Annotated in this window: 21 protein-coding genes and 3 tRNA genes; 9 read left to right on the top strand and 15 right to left on the bottom strand. The window is 69.3% G+C overall.

Features of this window, described 5'->3' with window-relative positions; all coding sequences use genetic code 11:
* Positions 1–89 precede the first annotated feature (89 nt).
* Together rplL and rplJ are read right to left on the bottom strand one after the other, a co-directional pair.
* Positions 90–482, bottom strand: coding sequence for a 50S ribosomal protein L7/L12 (rplL, locus tag SACAZDRAFT_RS15395; RefSeq protein ID WP_005443197.1), 393 nt, complete (start codon positions 480–482; stop codon positions 90–92).
* 54 nt (positions 483–536) lie between these two features.
* Entirely contained in the window at positions 537–1082 is a 546-nt protein-coding gene (gene rplJ / locus SACAZDRAFT_RS15390) for a 50S ribosomal protein L10 (RefSeq protein ID WP_005443195.1), read from the bottom strand.
* A 373-nt stretch (positions 1083–1455) separates the two neighbouring features.
* Here rplJ and SACAZDRAFT_RS15385 point away from each other — a divergent pair, with 373 nt between their 5' ends.
* On the top strand, positions 1456–2406 hold the full coding sequence (locus tag SACAZDRAFT_RS15385) for a hypothetical protein (protein WP_005443194.1): 951 nt from the start codon (positions 1456–1458) through the stop codon (positions 2404–2406).
* Positions 2407–2479: 73 nt separating this feature from the next.
* Here the strand turns inward: SACAZDRAFT_RS15385 and rplA are convergent, their stop codons facing one another.
* From rplA to SACAZDRAFT_RS15360, 5 genes are all read right to left on the bottom strand, one after another.
* Entirely contained in the window at positions 2480–3199 is a 720-nt protein-coding gene (rplA, locus tag SACAZDRAFT_RS15380) for a 50S ribosomal protein L1 (RefSeq protein ID WP_005443193.1), read from the bottom strand.
* A 106-nt stretch (positions 3200–3305) separates the two neighbouring features.
* A complete protein-coding gene (gene rplK / locus SACAZDRAFT_RS15375) occupies positions 3306–3737 on the bottom strand; it encodes a 50S ribosomal protein L11 (RefSeq protein ID WP_005443192.1) in 432 nt (143 codons plus the stop codon).
* Between the two features lie 82 nt (positions 3738–3819).
* Positions 3820–4650: a transcription termination/antitermination protein NusG gene (gene nusG, locus SACAZDRAFT_RS15370; RefSeq protein WP_040927788.1), complete on the bottom strand. Its 831-nt coding sequence runs from the start codon at positions 4648–4650 to the stop codon at positions 3820–3822.
* A gap of 78 nt (positions 4651–4728) precedes the next feature.
* Positions 4729–5172: a preprotein translocase subunit SecE gene (secE, locus tag SACAZDRAFT_RS15365; RefSeq protein WP_005443187.1), complete on the bottom strand. Its 444-nt coding sequence runs from the start codon at positions 5170–5172 to the stop codon at positions 4729–4731.
* A 34-nt stretch (positions 5173–5206) separates the two neighbouring features.
* Positions 5207–5279 (bottom strand) — tRNA-Trp (locus SACAZDRAFT_RS15360).
* A gap of 240 nt (positions 5280–5519) precedes the next feature.
* Here SACAZDRAFT_RS15360 and SACAZDRAFT_RS15355 point away from each other — a divergent pair.
* The 4 genes from SACAZDRAFT_RS15355 to SACAZDRAFT_RS15340 all read left to right on the top strand — a co-directional run bounded on the left by SACAZDRAFT_RS15355 (position 5520) and on the right by SACAZDRAFT_RS15340 (position 9088).
* On the top strand, positions 5520–6752 hold the full coding sequence (locus SACAZDRAFT_RS15355; RefSeq protein ID WP_005443186.1) for a pyridoxal phosphate-dependent aminotransferase: 1233 nt from the start codon (positions 5520–5522) through the stop codon (positions 6750–6752).
* A gap of 116 nt (positions 6753–6868) precedes the next feature.
* A complete protein-coding gene (locus tag SACAZDRAFT_RS15350; protein WP_005443185.1) occupies positions 6869–7219 on the top strand; it encodes a GntR family transcriptional regulator in 351 nt (116 codons plus the stop codon).
* The gene (locus SACAZDRAFT_RS15345) at positions 7216–8211 is read left to right on the top strand and encodes a DUF1648 domain-containing protein (RefSeq protein WP_005443184.1); all 996 of its coding nucleotides are present in this window, start codon (positions 7216–7218) and stop codon (positions 8209–8211) included. The genes SACAZDRAFT_RS15350 and SACAZDRAFT_RS15345 overlap by 4 nt, the downstream gene beginning before the upstream one ends.
* 43 nt (positions 8212–8254) lie before the next feature.
* Entirely contained in the window at positions 8255–9088 is an 834-nt protein-coding gene (locus SACAZDRAFT_RS15340) for an SGNH/GDSL hydrolase family protein (protein ID WP_005443183.1), read from the top strand.
* 21 nt (positions 9089–9109) lie between these two features.
* On the opposite strand, the gene SACAZDRAFT_RS15335 is transcribed toward SACAZDRAFT_RS15340, so the two are convergent.
* From SACAZDRAFT_RS15335 to SACAZDRAFT_RS15300, 8 genes are all read right to left on the bottom strand, one after another.
* On the bottom strand, positions 9110–9538 hold the full coding sequence (locus tag SACAZDRAFT_RS15335; RefSeq protein ID WP_005449244.1) for a MaoC family dehydratase: 429 nt from the start codon (positions 9536–9538) through the stop codon (positions 9110–9112).
* The gene (locus SACAZDRAFT_RS15330) at positions 9535–9978 is read right to left on the bottom strand and encodes a MaoC family dehydratase N-terminal domain-containing protein (RefSeq protein WP_005443181.1); all 444 of its coding nucleotides are present in this window, start codon (positions 9976–9978) and stop codon (positions 9535–9537) included. Before SACAZDRAFT_RS15330 ends, SACAZDRAFT_RS15335 begins: the two co-directional genes overlap by 4 nt.
* A 114-nt stretch (positions 9979–10092) precedes the next feature.
* Positions 10093–11196: a S1 family peptidase gene (locus SACAZDRAFT_RS15325; protein WP_005443179.1), complete on the bottom strand. Its 1104-nt coding sequence runs from the start codon at positions 11194–11196 to the stop codon at positions 10093–10095.
* 188 nt (positions 11197–11384) lie between these two features.
* A complete protein-coding gene (gene rpmG, locus SACAZDRAFT_RS15320) occupies positions 11385–11549 on the bottom strand; it encodes a 50S ribosomal protein L33 (RefSeq protein WP_005443178.1) in 165 nt (54 codons plus the stop codon).
* A 31-nt stretch (positions 11550–11580) separates the two neighbouring features.
* Positions 11581–11653: transfer RNA gene (locus SACAZDRAFT_RS15315), tRNA-Met, on the bottom strand.
* Positions 11654–11668: 15 nt separating this feature from the next.
* Positions 11669–11741: transfer RNA gene (locus SACAZDRAFT_RS15310), tRNA-Thr, on the bottom strand.
* A 77-nt stretch (positions 11742–11818) separates the two neighbouring features.
* Positions 11819–14494 carry a bifunctional diguanylate cyclase/phosphodiesterase gene (locus SACAZDRAFT_RS15305; protein ID WP_005443176.1) on the bottom strand — a complete coding sequence of 892 codons (2676 nt, stop codon included), beginning with the start codon at positions 14492–14494 and terminating at the stop codon, positions 11819–11821.
* Between the two features lie 340 nt (positions 14495–14834).
* The gene (locus SACAZDRAFT_RS15300; protein WP_005443174.1) at positions 14835–15485 is read right to left on the bottom strand and encodes a DedA family protein; all 651 of its coding nucleotides are present in this window, start codon (positions 15483–15485) and stop codon (positions 14835–14837) included.
* Positions 15486–15652: 167 nt separating this feature from the next.
* Between SACAZDRAFT_RS15300 and SACAZDRAFT_RS15295 the strand changes: the two genes are divergently transcribed.
* The 4 genes from SACAZDRAFT_RS15295 to ctaD all read left to right on the top strand — a co-directional run bounded on the left by SACAZDRAFT_RS15295 (position 15653) and on the right by ctaD (position 19663).
* Positions 15653–16798, top strand: a complete 1146-nt coding sequence (locus SACAZDRAFT_RS15295) for a sensor histidine kinase (protein WP_040927787.1) — start codon at positions 15653–15655, stop codon at positions 16796–16798.
* Positions 16789–17433, top strand: a complete 645-nt coding sequence (locus SACAZDRAFT_RS15290) for a response regulator (RefSeq protein ID WP_005443169.1) — start codon at positions 16789–16791, stop codon at positions 17431–17433. The genes SACAZDRAFT_RS15295 and SACAZDRAFT_RS15290 overlap by 10 nt, the downstream gene beginning before the upstream one ends.
* Before the next feature lie 76 nt (positions 17434–17509).
* Positions 17510–17758, top strand: coding sequence for a DUF2630 family protein (locus SACAZDRAFT_RS15285; RefSeq protein ID WP_005443167.1), 249 nt, complete (start codon positions 17510–17512; stop codon positions 17756–17758).
* A gap of 138 nt (positions 17759–17896) precedes the next feature.
* Entirely contained in the window at positions 17897–19663 is a 1767-nt protein-coding gene (gene ctaD, locus SACAZDRAFT_RS15280; RefSeq protein WP_005443165.1) for an aa3-type cytochrome oxidase subunit I, read from the top strand.
* The last annotated feature ends 22 nt before the right edge of the window (positions 19664–19685 follow it).

Here is a 19685-nt window from a genome sequence, read left to right as displayed (position 1 = left end):
ACACTAACCCACGACCGGGTGACAACAAAAAAGGCGGGTCGTTCGTCGTACGACGAACGACCCGCCTTCGAAGCCGAGGTGGCGCTAGCTCACTTGAGCGAGACCTTGGCGCCGGCGGCCTCCAGCTTCTCCTTGGCGGCCTCGGCGGCCTCCTTGTCGACATTCTCGAGCAGAGCCTTCGGAGCGCTCTCGACGAGCTCCTTGGCCTCCTTCAGGCCCAGGCCGGAGACGACCTCGCGCACGACCTTGATGACCTGGATCTTCTTGTCACCAGCGGCCTCGATGACGACGTCGAACTCGTCCTTCTCCTCCTCGGCCGGGGCAGCGGCACCGGGAGCAGCGCCCGGGGCGGCCATGACGGCAGCCGGAGCGGCGGCGGTGACGTCGAAGGTCTCCTCGAACTTCTTCACGAACTCGGAGAGCTCGAGCAGCGTCAGCTCCTTGAACGCGTCGAGCAGTTCGTCGGTGCTCAGCTTCGCCATGATGGCGTTCCTTCCTCTAGCGGACTCGTGGGTTGTGAGTCAGGTGGGTGGTGGTCAGCTCTCGGCAGCCTCGTCGGCGCCGCCTTCGGACTTGCGCTTCTCCTCCAGCGCAGCGCCCAGGCGGGCGATCTGCGACGCCGGGGCCTGGAACAGCGCAGCGGCCTGGGACAGCTTCGCCTTCAGCACACCCGCCGTCTTGGCGAGCAGCACCTCGCGGCTCTCCAGGTCGGCAATCCGCTCGATCTCGCCGACCGAGAGGGGCTTGCCGTCCATGTAGCCGCCCTTGATCACGAGGGCGTTGTTGTCCTTCGCGAAGTCACGAATCGCCTTCGCGGCCTCGACCGGCTCGCCCTCGATGAACGCGATGGCCGTGGGACCGACGAACAGTTCGTCGAGCCCCTCGACACCCGCCTCGCTGGCGGCACGCTTGACGAGGGTGTTCTTCGCGACCCGGTAATTGGCGGTGTTGCCGAGAGCGCGGCGCAGCTCGCTGAGCTGGGACACGGAGAGGCCGCTGTACTGCGTGACGACGGCAGCCGAACTGTTGCGGAAGTTGTCCGCGATGTCGGCGACGGCCGCCACCTTGTCGGGCTTCGCCATGGTCGCCTCCTCTCTTGGCATCAATGACCACCGGCGGGCCCGGACCCCCACAAACGACAAAACGCCCCAGCGCAGTAGGCGCGGGGCGTCGTTTCGCGCATCGGACACGATCCGACACACAAAGCCTCGTCGTCCTCCTGCGCGGGCCGCCCGCGTTGCACGGGACCTTCGTTCCCCACGCTCGGGCGTGGGAAAGACCAGCGGTCTTCGGTAGAACCGTCGACCAGCATACGCACCACCGCGAACGGCCCCACCACCGCCCCCTGACAAACCCCACGTCAACGGCCGTCCGCCGTGCCCACGATCCGCTCCCGTCGGCCCAGCCCGACGAATGCCGAAAGGGGTGGCCACGAATCGTGCGTGAGCAGGCATCATGGGTGACGTGGTGGAGCAGCGACCCGACGGAACGCCCGACCGGCCCGACAGGCCGGACACCCGACCGGACCCCGGCGGCGCACCCGGTGCGGTGTCCGGCGACCCTGGTCCGGGCGTGGAGCTCACCCCTGCGGAGAGCCGGCAACTCGACGCCGAACAGCTACGCCAGCTCCAGACCTTCCGCGAGTTCCAGCAGTTCCAACAGTTCCAGCAGTTCCAGGAACTGATGCGCCGGCAGGAAGCCGGCTCCCAGGCCGATCCCTCCGCGCAGCTCGGCACCACCGGCACCACGGACCTCGTCCCGCCACCAGTCCCACCACCTCCGTCGCAACCCCCGGCGCCCCCCTCGCGCCTACCCCGGTGGGTGCAGTGGCTCGGTAAGAAGATCCTCGGCTGGCTCGTCTTCTTCCTGCTGCTCGCCCTCTTCGCGACCTGGGCCTTCAACCAGCTCTTCGGCACCGACAACGGTGGCACCGACACCGAGGCCGCGGCCCGCATGGGCGGAGGCACCTACCACACCCAGGAGCTCCTGGCGAAGGAACCGTACGAAGCGGTGCGGCGGGTGTACGACTCCATCGCCCAGGAAGACCCCCGCACCAACCGGCCGTTGATCGCCGAGGCCTGCGGACACTTCGACAACGACCGCGGGATCCAGCAGCGGTTCGCGGAGAACACCGGCCACGAGGACTGCCGAGCCGCCGTACTCGCGCTGCACGAGCAGGTCACCCACGTCAACGACTACGCCGAGTCGATCTATCCCCAATGGTACGACCCGGACGCAACCACGGTGCGCATCGACTCGTGCGACTTCGCCGTCGAGGGCGGCCCGGCGCTGGGCGTGTTCGAGGTCAGCCAGGTCGAGATGGGCCAGTGGCTGATCACCGCACACGAGCCCGGGCCCACCGCCTGCCCGGCGAGTCCCAGCTCCTCGTCGACCGGCGGCAACTGAGCAGCACTCCCCCGAAACGACGTCGGGGCGGCCATCCCGTCGGATGACCGCCCCGGAGGACATCAGGTGCCCGTCAGGCGTTGACCTCTTCGCTCAGGAGGTTCCGCGTGCGCGAGGGGTCCACGGGGATACCCGGGCCCATCGTGGTGGAGAAGGTGATCTTCTTGAGGTAGCGGCCCTTCGAGGAGGACGGCTTCACCCGCAGCACCTCGTCGAGCGCGGCGGCGTAGTTCTCCACGAGCTTCTCGACGTCGAAGGAGGCCTTGCCGATCACCATGTGCAGGTTGGCCTGCTTGTCGACGCGGAAGCTGACCTTACCGCCCTTGATGTCGGACACGGCCTTGCCCACGTCCGGGGTCACGGTGCCCGTCTTGGGGTTCGGCATCAGGCCACGCGGGCCGAGGATGCGGGCCACCCGGCCCACCTTCGCCATCTGGTCCGGCGTCGCGATCGCGGCGTCGAAATCGAGCCAGCCACCCTGGATGCGCTCGATCAGATCCTCGGAGCCGACCGCGTCGGCGCCGGCGGCCTCGGCCTCGGCGGCCTTGTCACCGGTCGCGAAAACGATGACGCGGACGGTCTTACCCGTACCGTGCGGCAGGTTCACGGTGCCGCGGACCATCTGGTCGGCCTTGCGGGGGTCCACGCCGAGCCGCATCGCGACCTCGACGGTGGCGTCCATCTTGATCTTGGAGGTTTCCTTGGCGAGCTTCGCGGCCTCCAGCGGCGTGTACAGCCGCTCGCGGTCGATCAGCTCGGCGGCCTGACGGTAGGCCTTGCTGCGCTTGGTCATTCTCTGTCCTTCGGAAGTTCGTGGCGGATCAGTCGTGGTGCGGGTCAGCGCGTGGCCCTTCCACAGGTGGTCCGGCGACCCGGGCGGGTCGTCCGACCACCGACGATCACTCGACCGAGATACCCATCGAGCGGGCGGTACCGGCGATGATCTTGGCGGCCTGATCGACGTCGTTGGCGTTGAGGTCGGACTTCTTGGTCTCCGCGATCTCACGGATCTGGTCCCAGGTGACCTTGCCGACCTTCGACTTGTGCGGCTCACCGCTGCCCTTGTCGACGCCGGCGGCCTTCAGCAGCAGCTTCGCGGCGGGCGGGGTCTTGAGCTTGAAGTCGAACGAGCGGTCCTCGTAGACGGAGATCTCGACGGGTACCACGTTGCCGCGCTGCGACTCGGTCGCGGCGTTGTAGGCCTTGCAGAACTCCATGATGTTGACGCCGTGCTGACCCAGCGCCGGACCGACGGGCGGGGCCGGGTTCGCGGCGCCCGCCTGGATCTGCAGCTTGATGATCGCTGCAAGCTTCTTCTTCTTGGGTGGCATTCTTCGTTCCTGTTCAATGTCGCTCGTCCCCACGCCCCTGCCATGGCGTGGGACTGTGCCTGCGGCCGAGCGTACCCGGCCGTCAGATCTTGGAGACCTGGGTGAACGACAGCTCGACCGGCGTCTCCCGGCCGAAGATCGACACCAGGACCTTCAGCTTCTGGGCGTCTGCGTTGACCTCGCTGATCGTGGCGGGGAGCGTGGCGAACGGGCCGTCCATGACCGTGACGGACTCGCCCACCTCGAAGTCGACCTCCACGGCACCCGACGCGGCGGGCTGCTCGGACGCAGCGGCCTCGCCCTTGCCGACCTTCGCGGGCTCCGGCTTCTCGACCTTCGGGGCGAGGAACTTCACCACGTCGTCGAGGCTGAGCGGAGACGGACGCGAGGTGGCACCGACGAAGCCGGTCACACCCGGGGTGTTGCGCACCGCGCTCCACGAGGCGTCGTTGAGTTCCATCCGCACGAGGATGTAACCCGGCAACACCTTCCGCTGCACGATCTTGCGCTGGCCGTTCTTGATCTCGGTGACCTCTTCGGTGGGCACCTCGATCTGGAAGATGTAGTCCTCGACGTCGAGCGTCTGCCGGCGGGTTTCGAGGTTGCTCTTCACCCGGTTCTCGTAACCGGCGTAGGAGTGCACGACGTACCACTCACCAGGCAGCGAGCGCAGCTCCTCGCGCAGCTTCGCCACGGGGTCCTCGTCCTGCTCGTCGGCGGCCGCGCTGTCGGTGTCCTCGCCGGCGGCCTCCGAATCCCCGGAAGTCTCGGTCGTCTCCGAGGGCTGCTCGGCCTCCGGCACCTCGGCGGTCTCGGTGGCGTCCGAGTCCGGGGCGCCGGAATCGGCGAGCGCCTGCTCCTCGGAGAGGCCGGTCATGTCCTGACCGGCTCCTGAGCCGTTCTCGGAGGTCACTGTCCGTCCTCTCAGTTGATCGCGTGTGGTGGTCGCGGGCGCCGCGTGGACGCCGCGACCCGCGAGGAAGTAGGCAACCTAGTCACCGAAGACGACGTCGACACCCTCAAGGAAGACGAAGTCGAGTCCGGCCACGAGAGCCACCATGAACACCAGGAAGGCCAGGACCACCGTGGTGTAGGTGACCATCTGCTTGCGCGTCGGCCAGATGACCTTGCGCAGCTCGCCCCACACCTCGCGGATGAAACGCCCGATGCGGGAGAAGAGCGAGCTCTTCTTGGTCTCCTGCCGGTTCCGCTTCGGTGTCGGCGCGCCCTTGCCTTCGGTCTTGGCGCCCTTGTCCGACGCTCGCCCCTTGGGCGCGGGCCGCTTGCTTGACTCCGCACCCTTCCCGGAGCCGGCCTTGGCTGGTGTGCCCGTTCGGTCAGCGGAGGCACGCCGTGCGCGCCGAGCCGCGGCGGTGTCCGGACGGGAAGGGCGCTCGGCCGCCCTCTCCTTGTCCTTCTCCCCGTCCTCGCTCACGAGCTACTCCTCCGCTCCACCTGACACGTCAACGCAGGGGTGACAGGACTCGAACCTGCAACCTGCGGCTTTGGAGGCCGCTGCTCTGCCAGTTGAGCTACACCCCTTCGAGCGGTGACCCACTCACAAGGACGTTCTTCACCGACCCCGCGAGGGTCGTGGGGCCGGTTCCGCACGTTCCAAGTTCAGCAGTCTACGGCAAGCCCGACGGTGACTCGCAACCACGCCCTCGTTACGGCGCGCCGACGGGCTCGTCCCGGGCTTCAGCCGCCCGTTCCGGCAGGGGGCCACAACACTCGGAGGAGGGCTGCTGCCTGGCACTATGACCCGCGTGGAAAACTGTCGGCATGGCCACATCCGACAGCATCGCTTCCGGCTCCCGTCCCCGCGTGTCCGCCCGCATCGCCGGCATCACGCCGTCCGCGACGCTCGCCGTCGACGCGAAGGCGAAGGCGCTCAAGGCCGAGGGGCGACCGGTGATCGGCTTCGGCGCCGGGCAGCCCGACTTCCCGACCCCCGAGCACGTCGTGGAGGCGGCCGCGGCGGCGGTGTACGACCGGAGTAACCACGGCTACACGGCCGCCGCCGGACTTCCGGAACTGCGGGAGGCCATCGCCGCCAAGACGCTGCGCGACTCCGGCTTCTCGTGCGAGGCGTCGCAGGTGCTGGTGACCAACGGCGGCAAGCAGGCCGTCTACTCCGCGTTCGCGACCCTGCTCGACCCGGGCGACGAGGTCCTGCTGCTCGCCCCCTACTGGACGACCTACCCCGAGTCGATCACCCTCGCCGGCGGTGTGCCGGTGCAGGTGACCGCCGACGAGTCGACGGGCTACCGGGTCACGCCCGAACAGCTGGAGGCGGCGCGCACGGAGCGCACCAAGGTGCTGCTGTTCAACTCGCCGTCGAACCCGACCGGCGCGGTGTACACCCGCGAGCAGGTGGCGGAGATCGGCCGCTGGGCCGCCGAGCGCGACATCTGGGTGATCACCGACGAGATTTACGAGCACCTCGTCTACGACGGCGCCAAGGCCGAGTCGCTGCCCGTGGTGGTGCCGGAGATGGCCGACCGCACGCTGATCCTCAACGGCGTCGCGAAGACCTACTCGATGACCGGCTGGCGCGTCGGCTGGATGGTCGGCCCCCAGGACGTGATCAAGGCGGCGGCGAGCTTCCAGTCGCACCTGTGCGGCAACGTCGCCAACATCTCGCAGCGCGCCGCCCTCGCGGCCGTCGCCGGCCCGCTGGACGTGGTGGACGAGATGCGCGCCGCCTTCGACGGCCGCCGCCGCAGGATCGTATCGATGCTGTCGGAGATCCCGAACGTCGAGTGCCCCACCCCGGAGGGGGCGTTCTACGCCTACCCGTCGGTGAAGGCGGTGCTCGGCAAGGAGATCCGCGGGCAGAAGCCGGCCGACACGGTCGAGCTCGCCGACCTGATCCTGCGTGAGGCCGAGGTGGCCGTGGTGCCCGGCGAGGCCTTCGGCACGCCCGGGTACTTCCGGTTCTCGTACGCGCTCGCGGAGGACGAGCTCGTCGAGGGCGTCACCCGCGTGGCGGAGCTGCTGTCCGAGGCGAAGTAGCGGCACCGGCGCCCACGAACGTCCGAAGCCCCCGGGGTGTGCACCTCGGGGGCTTCGTCGTCTTCGCGGACGGACACACTTCCTCTAAACCAGTTTGTTCTAGTACAGTTAGAACTATGCTGTTCCGCATCGACCCCTCGTCCACGGTGCCGCTGTACGAGCAGGTCGCCGCGTCGGTCCGGCGCGCCCTGTCCGAACGGCGCATCGCACCGGGCGACCGCCTGCCGCCCGCGCGCGAGCTCGCGACGTCGCTGGACGTCAACGTGCACACGGTGCTCCGCGCGTACGCCACGCTGCGCGACGAAGGCGTCATCGACCTCCGGCGCAGGCGTGGCGCGGTGGTGACGGGTCACGCCGACGGCCATGCCCGGCTCGCCACACTCGTCGGCGAGCTCGTGGCCGAAAGCCGGCGCGTCGGCATGGACGCCGAGGAGTTGGTCACGATCGTCAGGAGGAAGTTCTCGTGAGAAGTGTTCCCTTCCGGGTGGCGCTGGCCGTCCTCGGTGGTCCCGTGCTGCTGAGCGGCGCGGCACTAGCGCTCCGCAACGCCTGGTCGGACCGGCTTCCCGCCGAAGTGGCCACGCACTGGGGCCCGTCGGGCGCCCCTGACAGGGCGACGGATCTCGACGTCCTGACGACGTGGACGCTCCTCGCGGCGCTCGTGCTGGCCGTCGCCTTCACGATCGCGGCGCTCGTGCTACTGCGGCGCGGGCGCGGAGTGCATCGCCCGCTGCTCGGCCTCGCCTCCGGCCTCGCGGCGCTGCCCGTCGCCGCACTCGCGACGTCCATGCTCGCCACGCTCGACGCGGCCTCGTGGAGGGAGGCGTCCGGGGCGGCGTTGGCGATCCCCGTCATCCTGGCGACCGCGGGGGCCGCAGGCGCGGTGGCGTGGTTCATCGCACCCGACGTCCCTCCGGAGCAGCGTCCCGTCGACGCCACCGCCGTCGCGGGTGCCCAGAGTGTCGGCCTGTCCGAGCACGAGCGGGCCACGTGGGTCGGCGGTTCGACGAACGCCGGGTTGGCGGTGCTCTGTGTCGTCGCGCTCCCGGTCGTCGTCGCGGTCGTCGGTGCTCTGTCGGGATCACCGGCCCCGTGGAGTTCACTTCTCGTGCCGCTGGGAATCGGCCTCCTCGCGGCCCTCGGTGTCGGCAGTGTGCGGGTGACGATCGACGCCGACGCCGTCTCGATCCGCATGGGCGTTCTGGGCTACCCCCGCAGGACCGTGCCGCTCGACGACATCACCTCGGCCGGCACGACCACGCTCGGGGTGCTCGGCAACGGCGGCCTCGGCGTGCGGACGAACGCCTCCGGGGACGTGGCGTTCAAGTGCCGGGGCGGCGACGCGCTGGTGCTCACCCTGCGCAGCAACCGCCGGGTGCTCGCGACCGTCGACCGACCCGATCAGGCGGCCGGCCTGGTGAACGACCTCGTTCGACAGGCCCGGAACCGAGCCGGCTGATACAACTCGAAGGGTGCTGCGCGGACGAGCGGGACTCGCATCGGTGGCGGTGGCTGCGGCAACGCTGGCGACGGCGTGCGCCAGTGGCCCCCAGGCAGGCGGGCCGGAGCTGGACGGCGAGTCACCGGTGCACTACGTGGCCCTCGGCGATTCCTACACCTCGGCTCCCGGAACCGGTCGTCCCGTGGGCTCGCCCGGCGGGTGCGACCGGTCGGACAACAACTACCCGCACCTGGTCGCCGCGGCCCTGAAACCCGACACGTTCGTCGACACCAGCTGCGGCGGGGCGACGACGGAGCACCTCACGCGGCCCCAGCAGACGGCCGACGGCACGAACCCGCCCCAACTGAACGCGGTCACGCCCGACACGACGCTGGTGACCGTGGGCATCGGCGGCAACGACGTCGGCCTCGTGGAGCTGGCCGGTCAGTGCGCCGAGGTGGCGGCCGACGGTGGTGAGTGCGGCGAGAGCGCGGCCGTCGAGGACCGCGTCGGCAACACCGTGGCGGCCGTGGCGTCAGCGGTGCGTGCCGTCCGCGACAAGGCACCCGAGGCGCGGGTGCTCGTGGTCGGCTACCCGGCCATCCTGCCCGGCGATCCGGCGGCGTGCGCCGACGTGCTCCCGCACGCTCCCGGCGACCTCGCCGCGCTGCGGGAGGGCCTGGACCTGCTGAATCACGTCCTGGAGCAGCAGGCCAACACACACGGCGCCGAGTTCGTCGACACGACGTCGGCCACGGCGAAGCACCACCTGTGCGCGGCCGAACCCTGGATCGAAGGGCTGGAGTCCACCACGGGCGCGGCGCCCCTGCACCCCACCGCGGCGGGCGAGCGGGCCATGGCCGACGCCGTCCTCGCCGCACTCGGGCAGCGCTGACACCTCGGGCGAGCGGGCGCCTTAGAGGCGGACGACCGCCTGCGCCTTGCCCAGCACCGTCCTGCCCTCGAACTTCGCCGTGATGTCGATGCGGGCCGTGCCGTCGTCCCGGACCTGCGCCACCTTGCCGGTGAACTCGACGAGCGCGCCGACACCGTCGTCCGGCACCACGACCGGCCGGGTGAACCGCGCGCCGTACTCGACGAGCCGGGCGGGATCGCCCAACCAGTCGGTCACCAACCTGCCGCCGAGAGCCATGGTCAGCATCCCGTGAGCGATCACGCCGGGAAGTCCGACCTCCGTGGCGAAGCGCTCGTTCCAGTGGATCGGGTTGAAGTCCAGCGAGGCGCCCGCGTAGCGCACGAGCTGGTCGCGAGTGACGCGCACGGACAGCGGGGGCAACTCGTCGCCGACGGTCACCTCGGCACCGATCGTCTCTGCCACTGTCACTCCCCCCTCACGACGAGCTGGGCGTGCGTCGTGCACACCGGTTCCCCCGCCGTGGTCTCGATATCGGCGCGCACGTTGAGGAAGTCGTTGCCCGCGCGGGCGAAGACCTCGTCGATGTGCGTGGTCAGCTGCAGCACGTCACCCGCGTACACCGGACGGTGGTGGGTGAACCGCTGGTCGCCGTGGACCATGCGGGAGTAGTCGAGCCCGAGGTCGGGGTCGGCCGCGATCGCGTTGATCGACGCCAGGTTGATGATCGTGAGAAACGTGGGCGGGGCGAGCACGTCCGGGTGACCGGCGGCCTTGGCCGCTTCGGCGTCGCGATACAGCGGGTTGTCGTCGCCGAGTGCGTCGGCGAACTCCGCGATCTTGGCGCAGCTGACCTCGTACGTGGTGGTGGGCGGATAGGTGCGCCCTGCGTAACTCGGATCCAGTGGCACGAACGGCAGGTTACCGCCTCACCCGCACCGGCCGAACACGACGGCGGCAGCCGTGCTCGCCCGCCGATCGCGGGACCGAGCACGGCTGCCACACGCAACCTCGGCTCAGCCGACTCAGTTGAGCTGCACGCCGTAGGCGCTCAGCGCCTCCGTGACGGGCTGGAAGAAGGAGCTGCCGCCACCCATGCCGGAGGTGATACCGAGAGCGGTGCTGCCGGCGAACAGGGCGCCACCGGAGTCACCGGAGTTGACGGAGGCCGAGGTCTGCACCAGCTGGTGCACGGCGCCTTCCGCGTAGTTCACGGTGACGTTCGTGGCCTGGACGGTCCCGCAGGTCAGGCCCGTGGTGCTGCCGCTCTTGCAGATCGACTGACCGACCGAGGCGTTCCCGGCCGAGCTGATCGCCTGCGTCGAGCCGTTGTACAGGCTCACCGCGCCCGGAGCGCTGCCCGTGTCGTTGCGGATCAGGCCGTAGTCGTCGCCGGGGAAGCTCGCGCCGACCGACGGGCCGACGTTCCACTGCGACACCGCACCCGTGCAGTGACCCGCGTCGACGATGTAGTTCTGGCCACCGGAGTTGACGTTGAAGCCCGCCGAGCAGCGGCTGCCGCCACCGGTGATGGCCTCGCCGCCGTAGATGGCGGTGTCGAACCCGCCCGCGACGTGGTCGACCCGCACGGTGTCGCCGAGTCGCTGCGCCGCGGCCGTCAGCTCGGCCACCTCCGCGTCGTTCGCTTCGTCCGCGACCGTGACCACCACCTGGTTGGTGGTGGGGTCGGTGGCGACGGCCGTGCCGACCACCGTCGGCAGCGCGGCCCGCGCCGCCTCGAGTTCGGCGGTCGAGTGCTCGACGAGCTTCGTGGCGACGCCGGTGCCGTCGACCAGCGAGGGCACCTCCGCGGCCGCATCACTCACGACGTTGACCACCGGCTTGCCCGAGGCGTCCAGGTAACCGCCGGCCGCACGGTCTCCGAGCTGCTGCAACGCCGCGTCGAGCGCCGCCACCGCGGCGTCCTGGCTGCCCAGCAGCGCGGTCGCCTCGGCTTCGTCGATGCCTCGCTCCTCCACCAGCGCGGACACCGCCGCGGCCTGGACGTCGGCGGAGTAACCCTCGACCTCCGCCGGCGTCGAGGCCGCGGACGCCATGGCAGGCGCCAGCGCGCCGAACGCCAGCGCACACGCTCCGGCCGCGACCGTCGTCTTCGTCAACCTCTTCATCTCGGTCCCTCACTTCCGCAGGGTTGGAAATGGGTCTGCGACAGAGTGACGGACGCCACTACTCGAAAGTAGCCCCAATCGTTGGGTTTTTTCCAACCTTGGGACCGTTAGACTCTTCCGGCCAACGCAACGAAGCCGCCCCCGACTGGCGGGGGCGGCTTCGAAGAGCTAGCTCTGAGAGATCTGCGTCAGCGCGTTTCCTTGTGCGACCGGTGCGTACCGCAGTTCGGGCAGAACTTCTTCATCTCCAGGCGATCCGGGTCGTTACGACGGTTCTTCCTGGTGATGTAGTTGCGGTGCTTGCACTCCTCGCACGCCAGCGTGATCTTCGGTCGTACGTCGGTGGCAGCCACAACGGCTCCTTACTCTCTCATCGAAACAGCGTAGCGGTGGCCGGACTCGAACCGGCGACACAGCGATTATGAGCCGCTTGCTCTACCGACTGAGCTACACCGCCTCGTAACACACACCGAGCCCCTTTACGGAATCGAACCGTAGACCTTCTCCTTACCATGGAGACGCTCTGCCGACTGAGCTAAAGGGGCCTGCCCTCACCGGGCTGAGGACAACAATACAGCACTTCGTCACCCCTCTGAGGCGGGGGTCGGTTTTTGGCGAAACCTCAGGTCAGCAGGGTCAGGACCGCCCCGGAGCTCTCGGACGTACGCCCGAGAGAACGCACCGTCCTGGCCTGCAACCAGGCTTCCAGGCGGTCTTCCGCCAGCGGCCGGGAAATGAGGTATCCCTGGGCCACGTCGCAGCCCATGGCCTCCAGCTGATCGCGCGCCAGATCCTCCTCCACGCCCTCCGCGACCACGGTGAGCCCGAGGGAATGGCCCAGCTCCACGATCGAGCGGACCACCGCCAGATCCCCGAGATCCGTGCCCATTCCGAACACGAAGCTCTTGTCGATCTTGACCTGGTCCACCGGGAGCTGCCGCAGGTAGGCCAGCGACGAGTACCCGGTGCCGAAGTCGTCGACGGCCAGCTCGATGCCCAGGTCGCTGAGCTCGCGCAGGATCGGCAGAGCGCGCCCCGGGTCCTGCATCACGTCGGACTCGGTGAGCTCCAGGGTGAGCAGCTCGCCGGGGACGCCGAACCGCTCCAGCGACTCGGCGACGCGCGTGGGGAACTCCGCGTCCGCGAGGTTGCGCACCGACAGGTTCACGGCGACGGAGATGCGCAGCCCGTCGTCCAGCCACCGCCGTACGCGGTCGAGCGCCGTGTCGAGGACGAACGAGGTGAGCAGCCCGACCAGGCCGGCGGCCTCGACGGCGGGCACGAACTCGTCGGGGTCGACCCGGCCGAACTCGGGATGCTGCCAGCGCACCAGCGCCTCGACGCCGAGCACCTGCTTGCCCGGCAGGGCGACCTTGGGCTGGTAGTGGACCGTGACCTGGCCCTCGTCGATGGCCTGCCGGAACTGCGTGACCATCTGGAATCGCCGCAGGAAGATCTGTCCCATGCTCGGGACGTAGGACTTGACCTCCTCACCGCTGCGGGTGGCGCGCACGGCCATGTCGGCCCGCTGCAGGAGGCTGTCCACATCGGCGCGTTCGGCGTTCTCCGGCGCGGTCGTGGCGACGTATCCGACGACCGCGTTGGCCTCCACCATGAGCCGGTCGACCGTGTACGGCGCCGACAGCTGGCCGCGCAGCAGCTGGGCGATCCGCTGCGCGTCCTCGACCTCGCAGTCGGCGAGCAGGACCGCGAACGACGCCCCTTCCAGCCTCGCCAGCGGCACGTGGGCGCCGAGGGTGTCGCGCATGCGCCTGCCCGCGGCCATGAGCATCCGGTCGGCCCACGTGTATCCGAGTGCGTCGCTGACGGTGGAGAACACGTCGAGGTCGACGCGGAGGACGACCGAGTTCTCGCTCTCGCGCAGCGGTTCGGCGGTGACCTGGCGGAAGCCCGGCCGGTTCAGCAGGCCCGTCAGCGGGTCGTGGTAGGCGTCGTGGCGCAGGGTCGCGAGGAGCCTGCGGTTGTCGAGCGCGGTCGCCAGGTGACTCGCCATCGTGCCGAGCAGCTGGACGTCGTACTTGCCGAAACCCCGCCACCGCGACAGCCGGTCGTGGGCCTCGACGATCCCGAGCAGCTGGTTGGCGCTGCGCAGCGGGACGGCGAGCACCTCGTGGGCACCCCGGTCGAGCAGCGCGGTACGGATCCGGGTGTTGGTCTCGGTGATGCGCAGGTGCCGCACGTGCGAACCCGGCAGCCGCAACAGCGGGTCGTCGTCCAGGTCGCCCTGCGACTCCCGGGGCAGGTCGTCGCCGACCACCACGGTGCGCAACGGTTCGTCCGGGTCGAGGCGCAGCCGCAGCACGATCCGCGCCGCGGCCAGCTGGTCGCGGATGCGCTCGGCGATCGTCGTCCACTCGTCGAGATCGACGTCGACGCCGAAATCGCCGGTCCGGCTCGCCGGACGAGCGGCGACCTGCTGTCCCGACCTCGCGACCATGAGACTCACGTCGGTGAGGGCTTCCATGTCGCGCTGCTCGCGCAGCAGGTCGGAGTACGCCCAGTACAGCGCGGCGAGGCCGAGGCTCACCGCCAGCACGATCGGCCACGCCTCCGGGGTCTTCGAGATCACGAGGTAGCCCGTGAGCCCCACCGAGGCGTTGACGAAGCCGACCACGAGGATGCGGCCGGCGAGGCGGACCACGGTGCCGATCCGCATGCGGCGGCGCAGGACCCGCACGGCGGCCATCGCCAGCAACGTGCTCGCGAGCGGCGCGGTCAACGTGCCCGCGAGCGCGGCGAGCCACGGCATCTCGGCCGGACTGCCGAGAGCCTGACTGACGAGGCCCGCGACGGCGAACGCGCTCGTGACCTCCATCAGGAACGCCCCGGCGTTGTAGAGGACCCGGCCGGTGACGCGGCGCGCCAGCAACGTGGTGACACCGGCGAGGACGTGGGCCGCGAGCACGACCTCGAAGGGCGCGACCAGCAGGCCGATGACGAGGGGGATCTCGGTGAAGGAGATGGTCCAGGAGATGCCGCTGCGGACATCGACGTTGACCCCGAGCTGCTCGGCTCCGAGGAACGCGACGGCCAGCAGGGGGCCGATCCACCACAGGTGCACCGAGCCGTGGAAGGGCAGCCAGGCCGAGAGGGCCACGGCCGCGGCGATGCCGAGGGTCAGGACCGCTGCGGTGTAGAACCGGAAGCGGCGTTCGTCCGCGCGCGCCTCCGCCGACGGCTGGACGTCGTCGGTCGACCGTCCGCCCGATCTCGGTACGTCGTCCGTCGCCGTACCGGCCTCGGCAGCGTCGGCGGCGTCGCCGTATGCCTCCGGCATGCAACCTCCTTGTGTGACGCGCATGCGCCTGTCGGGGCCGACCCGCGAACGAGGCGATACTTTACCCCCGGTGGGCGTATCCAGGCCGCCGATCGCGGCCATCTCATCAGCGCTGTGTTAACAGACACCAACTTCGGCGGTCGTTCGACCGCAGGGCGAGTGAACACCTCCGTCTCGAATCGGTCGCAAATGGTAGCCGCCCGGGCATAGTGATTTATGCCACATTTTTGCCGTCGAGGCGAGGGCGAACCCGTCCTGGCCCCCTGACCACCCGGTGCACACACACGAGAACGGGCACCCACACCGGCCGTGTGGATGCCCGTTCTCGACGTGCGCGGGATCAGACTCGCGCGTTGCGTCGCTCCCGCACGCGCTTGACGACGAACACCGCGAGTGCGATCACGATGGCGGCGATGACGACGTACTGGAAGATGCCCGCGTACTCGTCGACGACGTGCCAGTTGGCTCCCAGGAAGTAGCCCGCGATCACGAAGATCGAGTTCCACAGCAGGCTGCCGATGGTCGTGAGCCCCAGGAAGATCCAGAACGGCATGCGTTCGATACCGGCGGGCACGGAGATGAAGCTCCGCACGAGCGGCACCATGCGTCCGAAGAAGACCGCCTTCGTGCCGTGCTTGGCGAACCACTTCTCGGCGTGGTCGAAGTCGGACCCCTTGACCAGAGGCAGCATCGTGATGAGCTTGCGAGTGCGCTCCCGTCCGAAGAAGTAGCCGACCAGGTAGACGATCACCGCACCGATCACCGAGCCCGCCGTGGTCCAGGCCAGGGCCTCCACCAGGCTGAACCGGCCCTGCGCGGCGGTGAAGCCCGCGAGCGGCAGGATCAGCTCGCTCGGGATCGGCGGGAAGAGGTTGTCGAGCCCCACGGCCACGGCAGCGCCCGGCCCACCGAGCGCGTCCATCAGGTCGACCGTCCAGCCAGCGAGGCCGCCGAGCTCGGCGGTGTCGGCTTCAGCAGCGAGACTGTTCATGAGGGGCCTTTCGCGAATCACCAAGTCCGTTTTGTGGCCAGAACACTACAAAGCGCTACGGCGTGGACGGGATGGTGCACACCGTCGAGTGCGGGGTGCCCCTCCGCAGGCCGGAACTGTGGAAAACCTCAGTCACACGATGCCCCAGCCTGGTTAGCGTCTGCGAGGTGTCCTCCACCACCGAGCGTATCGCGCGCCGTGCGCACCGTTCGGCCGCCGGGCTCCTGCTCGGAGCGCTCGGCGTCGTCGTCGAACTGCCGTTCCTCGTTCTCACCGCACCTGCCCTGGTCATACGGCGTACCCGGGCCTGGGTGCTCCCGGCCACCCGGCGGCTCGCCGAGCTCGAACGTGCCCGGATCGCCCGGTTCCTGGGCGGCGAGACCTCCGACGACTATCCCGACGGCCGCGCCTGGTCGTACCTCGCCGTGCGGTGCGGAGTGGGCGGGCTGGGCGCGGGCATCGTCGCGCTGGCCGTGCTCGGTGGCGTCGGCGGCGCGATCATGGTGGGGCAGCTGCTGTCCGGATCCCCGATCGGTGGTGGCGACCAACGCTTCTGGTACGACCCGTTCACGGTGGTTCTGGGCGGCACACTGCTGCTGTTCCTCGTCGCCCAGGGGGCGCGGGGAGTCGCCGGGCTCGACCGGGCGGTCGCGCGCCGCCTGCTCGGTCCGAGCGCCAAGGACCGGCTGCGCAGGCGAGTGCACGAACTCGCGACCACCCGGGCGGAGGTTGTGGAGGCGGTGAACACCGAACGCAGGCGCATCGAGCGCGACCTCCACGACGGTGTGCAGCAGTCGCTCGTGGCGCTGGGGATGCTGCTGGGCCGGGCTCGCCGGGCGTCGACCCCGGAGCAGATCACCGAACTCGTGCGGCAGGCTCACGAACACTCGCAGCAGGCCTTGCACGAACTACGTGAGGTGACCTGGCGCGTGTACCCGGTGGCGCTGGAGACCGGCGGGCTCGGTGCGGCGTTGGAGGCGCTGGCCGACCGCTCGACCGTGCCGACCACGCTGACCTACGAACTCGCCGAGCGTCCCGACGCCGCGACGGAGGTCGTGGCCTACTTCGTGGTCTCCGAAGCCGTCACCAACGCCCTGAAACACTCCGGCTGCACCCGGATCGAGATCGACGTGACCCGGAACGAGACGATCGTCGTCGTGCGGATCGTGGACGACGGCGTGGGCGGGGCGGACCCGGCCGGGGCGGGACTGTCGGGCCTGGCCCGCCGGGTCGCGGCGGCCGACGGCGTCCTCACCGTCGCCAGTCCTCCCGGAGGCTCGACCGTGGTGAGAGCGGAGCTGCCGTGCGCGTGATCCTGGCCGAAGACTCGACCCTGCTGCGGGAGGGCCTGGTGCGGCTCCTCGTCGAGGAAGGGCACGACGTGGTGGCGGCGGTGCCCGACGGGAACTCCCTCGTGGCCGCGGCCCGACGACACCGCCCCGACGTCGTCGTGACCGACGTCCGCATGCCTCCCACCCACACCGACGAGGGCATGCGGGCCGCGTTGGAGATCCGGCGGTCGGCCCCGGAGATCGGTGTGCTCGTCCTGTCGCAGTACGTGGAGCGCCGCTACGCCGTCGACCTCGTCAGCGACGACCGGGGACGGGTCGGCTACCTGTTGAAGGACCGGGTCGCGCAGGTCGGCGAGTTCCTCGACGCGCTCGATCGGGTGGCGGCGGGCGGCGCGGCGTTCGATCCCGAGGTGGTGCGGCGGCTGCTGGCGCGCACCCACCGCGTCGACCCGCTGTCCCGCCTGACCGAGCGCGAGCGGGAGGTGCTGCAGAAGATGGCCGAGGGACACACCAACGCGGGCATCGCCGACGCGCTGTACATCTCCCGCAGCGCGGTCGAGAAGCACGTCGGGACGATCTTCGACAAGCTCGACCTCGCGCACGTCACCGGCTACAGCCGTCGCGTTCTCGCCGTGCTGCGCTACCTCCAGGCGTAGTCGGCTCGTCCTCCGTCCACGCGGGTTTCGACTCCTCCCGCACCGGGCACGCCCCGGAAGCGGAAGGGAGCGGCAGATGGCGAGCAGCGACACCGATCCACTGGCCCGGATCGACCGCCTCATCGCGGAGGAAAGGGAACTGCGCTCGCGCGCGACCGGTTCCGGTCTCGGCGACGACGACAAGCGCAGGCTGAAGGACCTCGAACAGCGTCTCGACCAGTGCTGGGACCTGTTGCGCAGGCGACGTGCGAACAGCGAGTTCGGTGTCGACCCCGACCAGGCGCGAACCCGCCCGGTCAGCGAGGTCGAGTCGTACCAGCAGTAGGTGATACGCGAACGGCACCGCAGGCGTACCGCGTCGACGTGCGGGGGCGCGGGGGCGCGTCTAGCGTGATTCATGACCGCCCCGGACCTGCGCAGATGCGGGGACGCCAGGGCGCACCGTCGCGAGCGGAGGTGCTTCGTGGACACGCAGATCGGCGTCCGCCCGACGCGGATTCAGCAGCCCGCCCCCACGGGTGGCAAACGCTGGCAGGCGATGCTGAGCCTGATGCGCACCACCGATCACAAGGTGATCGGCAAGCTGTACATGGTCACGTCGATCATCTTCTTCATGATCGGCGGGGTCATGGCGCTCCTCATCCGCGCCGAGCTCGGCCAGCCCGGGCTGCAGTTCCTCTCCACCGAGCAGTACAACCAGATGTTCACGCTGCACGGCACGTTGATGCTGCTGCTCTACGCGACACCCGTGCTCTTCGCGTTCGCCAACCTGGTGCTCCCGCTGCAGATCGGTTCGCCCGACGTCGCGTTCCCCCGGCTCAACGCGTTGTCGTACTGGCTCTTCCTGCTCGGCGGCCTGATCGTCATGGCGTCGCTGCTCACGCCCGGTGGTGGCGCGGACTTCGGCTGGACGGCGTACACCCCGCTGTCCGGCCCCACCTTCTCCCCCGGCATCGGCGGGAACCTGTGGGTGATGGGCCTCGTCGTCTCGGGTCTGGGCACGATCCTCGGCGCGGTCAACATGGTCACCACGGTGGTGTGCCTGCGCGCGCCCGGGATGACGATGTGGCGGATGCCGATCTTCACGTGGAACATCCTGTTCACGAGCATCCTCGTGCTGATCGCGTTCCCGATCCTCACGGCCGCGCTGATGGGCTTGGCGGTCGACCGGCTGATCGGCGCACACATCTTCGACCCCGCCAACGGCGGCGCGATCCTGTACCAGCACCTGTTCTGGTTCTTCGGCCATCCCGAGGTCTACATCGTGGCGTTGCCGTTCTTCGGAATCGTCACCGAGATCATTCCGGTCTTCAGCAGGAAACCCGTTTTCGGCTACCGGCTGATGGTGTTCGCGACCATGGGCATCATGGGCCTGTCGATCGTCGTCTGGGCCCACCACATGTTCGCCACGGGCGCGGTGTTGTTGCCGTTCTTCTCGATGACCACGTTCCTCATCGCGGTACCGACGGGCATCAAGTTCTTCAACTGGATCGGCACGATGTGGAAGGGGCAACTGACGTTCGAGACACCGATGCTGTTCTCGATCGGCTTCCTCATCACGTTCCTGCTGGGCGGCCTCACGGGGGTGATCCTCGCCGCTCCACCGCTGGACTTCCACGTGCACGACTCGTACTTCGTGGTGGCGCACTTCCACTACGTCCTGTTCGGCACCATCGTGTTCGCGACGTTCGGCGGGATCTATTTCTGGTTCCCGAAGTTCACCGGCCGAATGTTGAACGAACCGCTGGGCAAACTGCATTTCTGGCTCACGTTCGTCGGCTTCCACACCACGTTCCTCGTGCAGCACTGGCTCGGTAACGAGGGCATGCCCCGCCGTTACGCCGACTACCTGCCGACCGACGGATTCACGACTCTGCACGTGGTGTCCACGATCGGTGCGTTCATCCTCGGGCTGTCGATGCTGCCGTTCCTGTGGAACGTCGTCCGCAGTTACCGCTTCGGCGACCCGGTGACGGTCGACGACCCCTGGGGCTACGGCAGCTCGCTCGAATGGGCGACGACGTGCCCGCCGCCGCGCCACAACTTCACGGAACTGCCGCGGATCCGGTCGGAGCGGCCCGCGTTCGAACTGCACTATCCGCACATGACCGAACGCATGCACGCCGAGGGACACATCTCGTTCACCGGCAAGGCCGTACCCGTGGAGAACTCGCGGGTCACGCCTCCCGAGGTGAAGGCCTCCGACGCGACGAAGGGCGAGACCGGCTGACGGGTGGCCGTGCCACACTCGA

The organism is Saccharomonospora azurea NA-128 (assembly GCF_000231055.2).
GTDB classification, from domain to species: Bacteria; Actinomycetota; Actinomycetes; order Mycobacteriales; family Pseudonocardiaceae; genus Saccharomonospora; species Saccharomonospora azurea.
This window is presented reverse-complemented; position numbering and strand designations above follow the sequence as displayed.

Coding starts and splice junctions, on each gene's coding strand:
- rplK (WP_005443192.1), bottom strand. CDS start 3,737: ATGCCACCCAAGAAGAAGAAGCTTGCAGCGATCATCAAGCTGCAGATC.
- rplJ (WP_005443195.1), bottom strand. CDS start 1,082: ATGGCGAAGCCCGACAAGGTGGCGGCCGTCGCCGACATCGCGGACAAC.
- rplL (WP_005443197.1), bottom strand. CDS start 482: ATGGCGAAGCTGAGCACCGACGAACTGCTCGACGCGTTCAAGGAGCTG.
- SACAZDRAFT_RS15305 (WP_005443176.1), bottom strand. CDS start 14,494: ATGCCGGAGGCATACGGCGACGCCGCCGACGCTGCCGAGGCCGGTACG.
- SACAZDRAFT_RS15285 (WP_005443167.1), top strand. CDS start 17,510: ATGGCGAGCAGCGACACCGATCCACTGGCCCGGATCGACCGCCTCATC.
- rplA (WP_005443193.1), bottom strand. CDS start 3,199: ATGACCAAGCGCAGCAAGGCCTACCGTCAGGCCGCCGAGCTGATCGAC.
- SACAZDRAFT_RS15350 (WP_005443185.1), top strand. CDS start 6,869: ATGCTGTTCCGCATCGACCCCTCGTCCACGGTGCCGCTGTACGAGCAG.
- SACAZDRAFT_RS15355 (WP_005443186.1), top strand. CDS start 5,520: ATGGCCACATCCGACAGCATCGCTTCCGGCTCCCGTCCCCGCGTGTCC.
- SACAZDRAFT_RS15385 (WP_005443194.1), top strand. CDS start 1,456: ATGGGTGACGTGGTGGAGCAGCGACCCGACGGAACGCCCGACCGGCCC.
- SACAZDRAFT_RS15300 (WP_005443174.1), bottom strand. CDS start 15,485: ATGAACAGTCTCGCTGCTGAAGCCGACACCGCCGAGCTCGGCGGCCTC.
- SACAZDRAFT_RS15325 (WP_005443179.1), bottom strand. CDS start 11,196: ATGAAGAGGTTGACGAAGACGACGGTCGCGGCCGGAGCGTGTGCGCTG.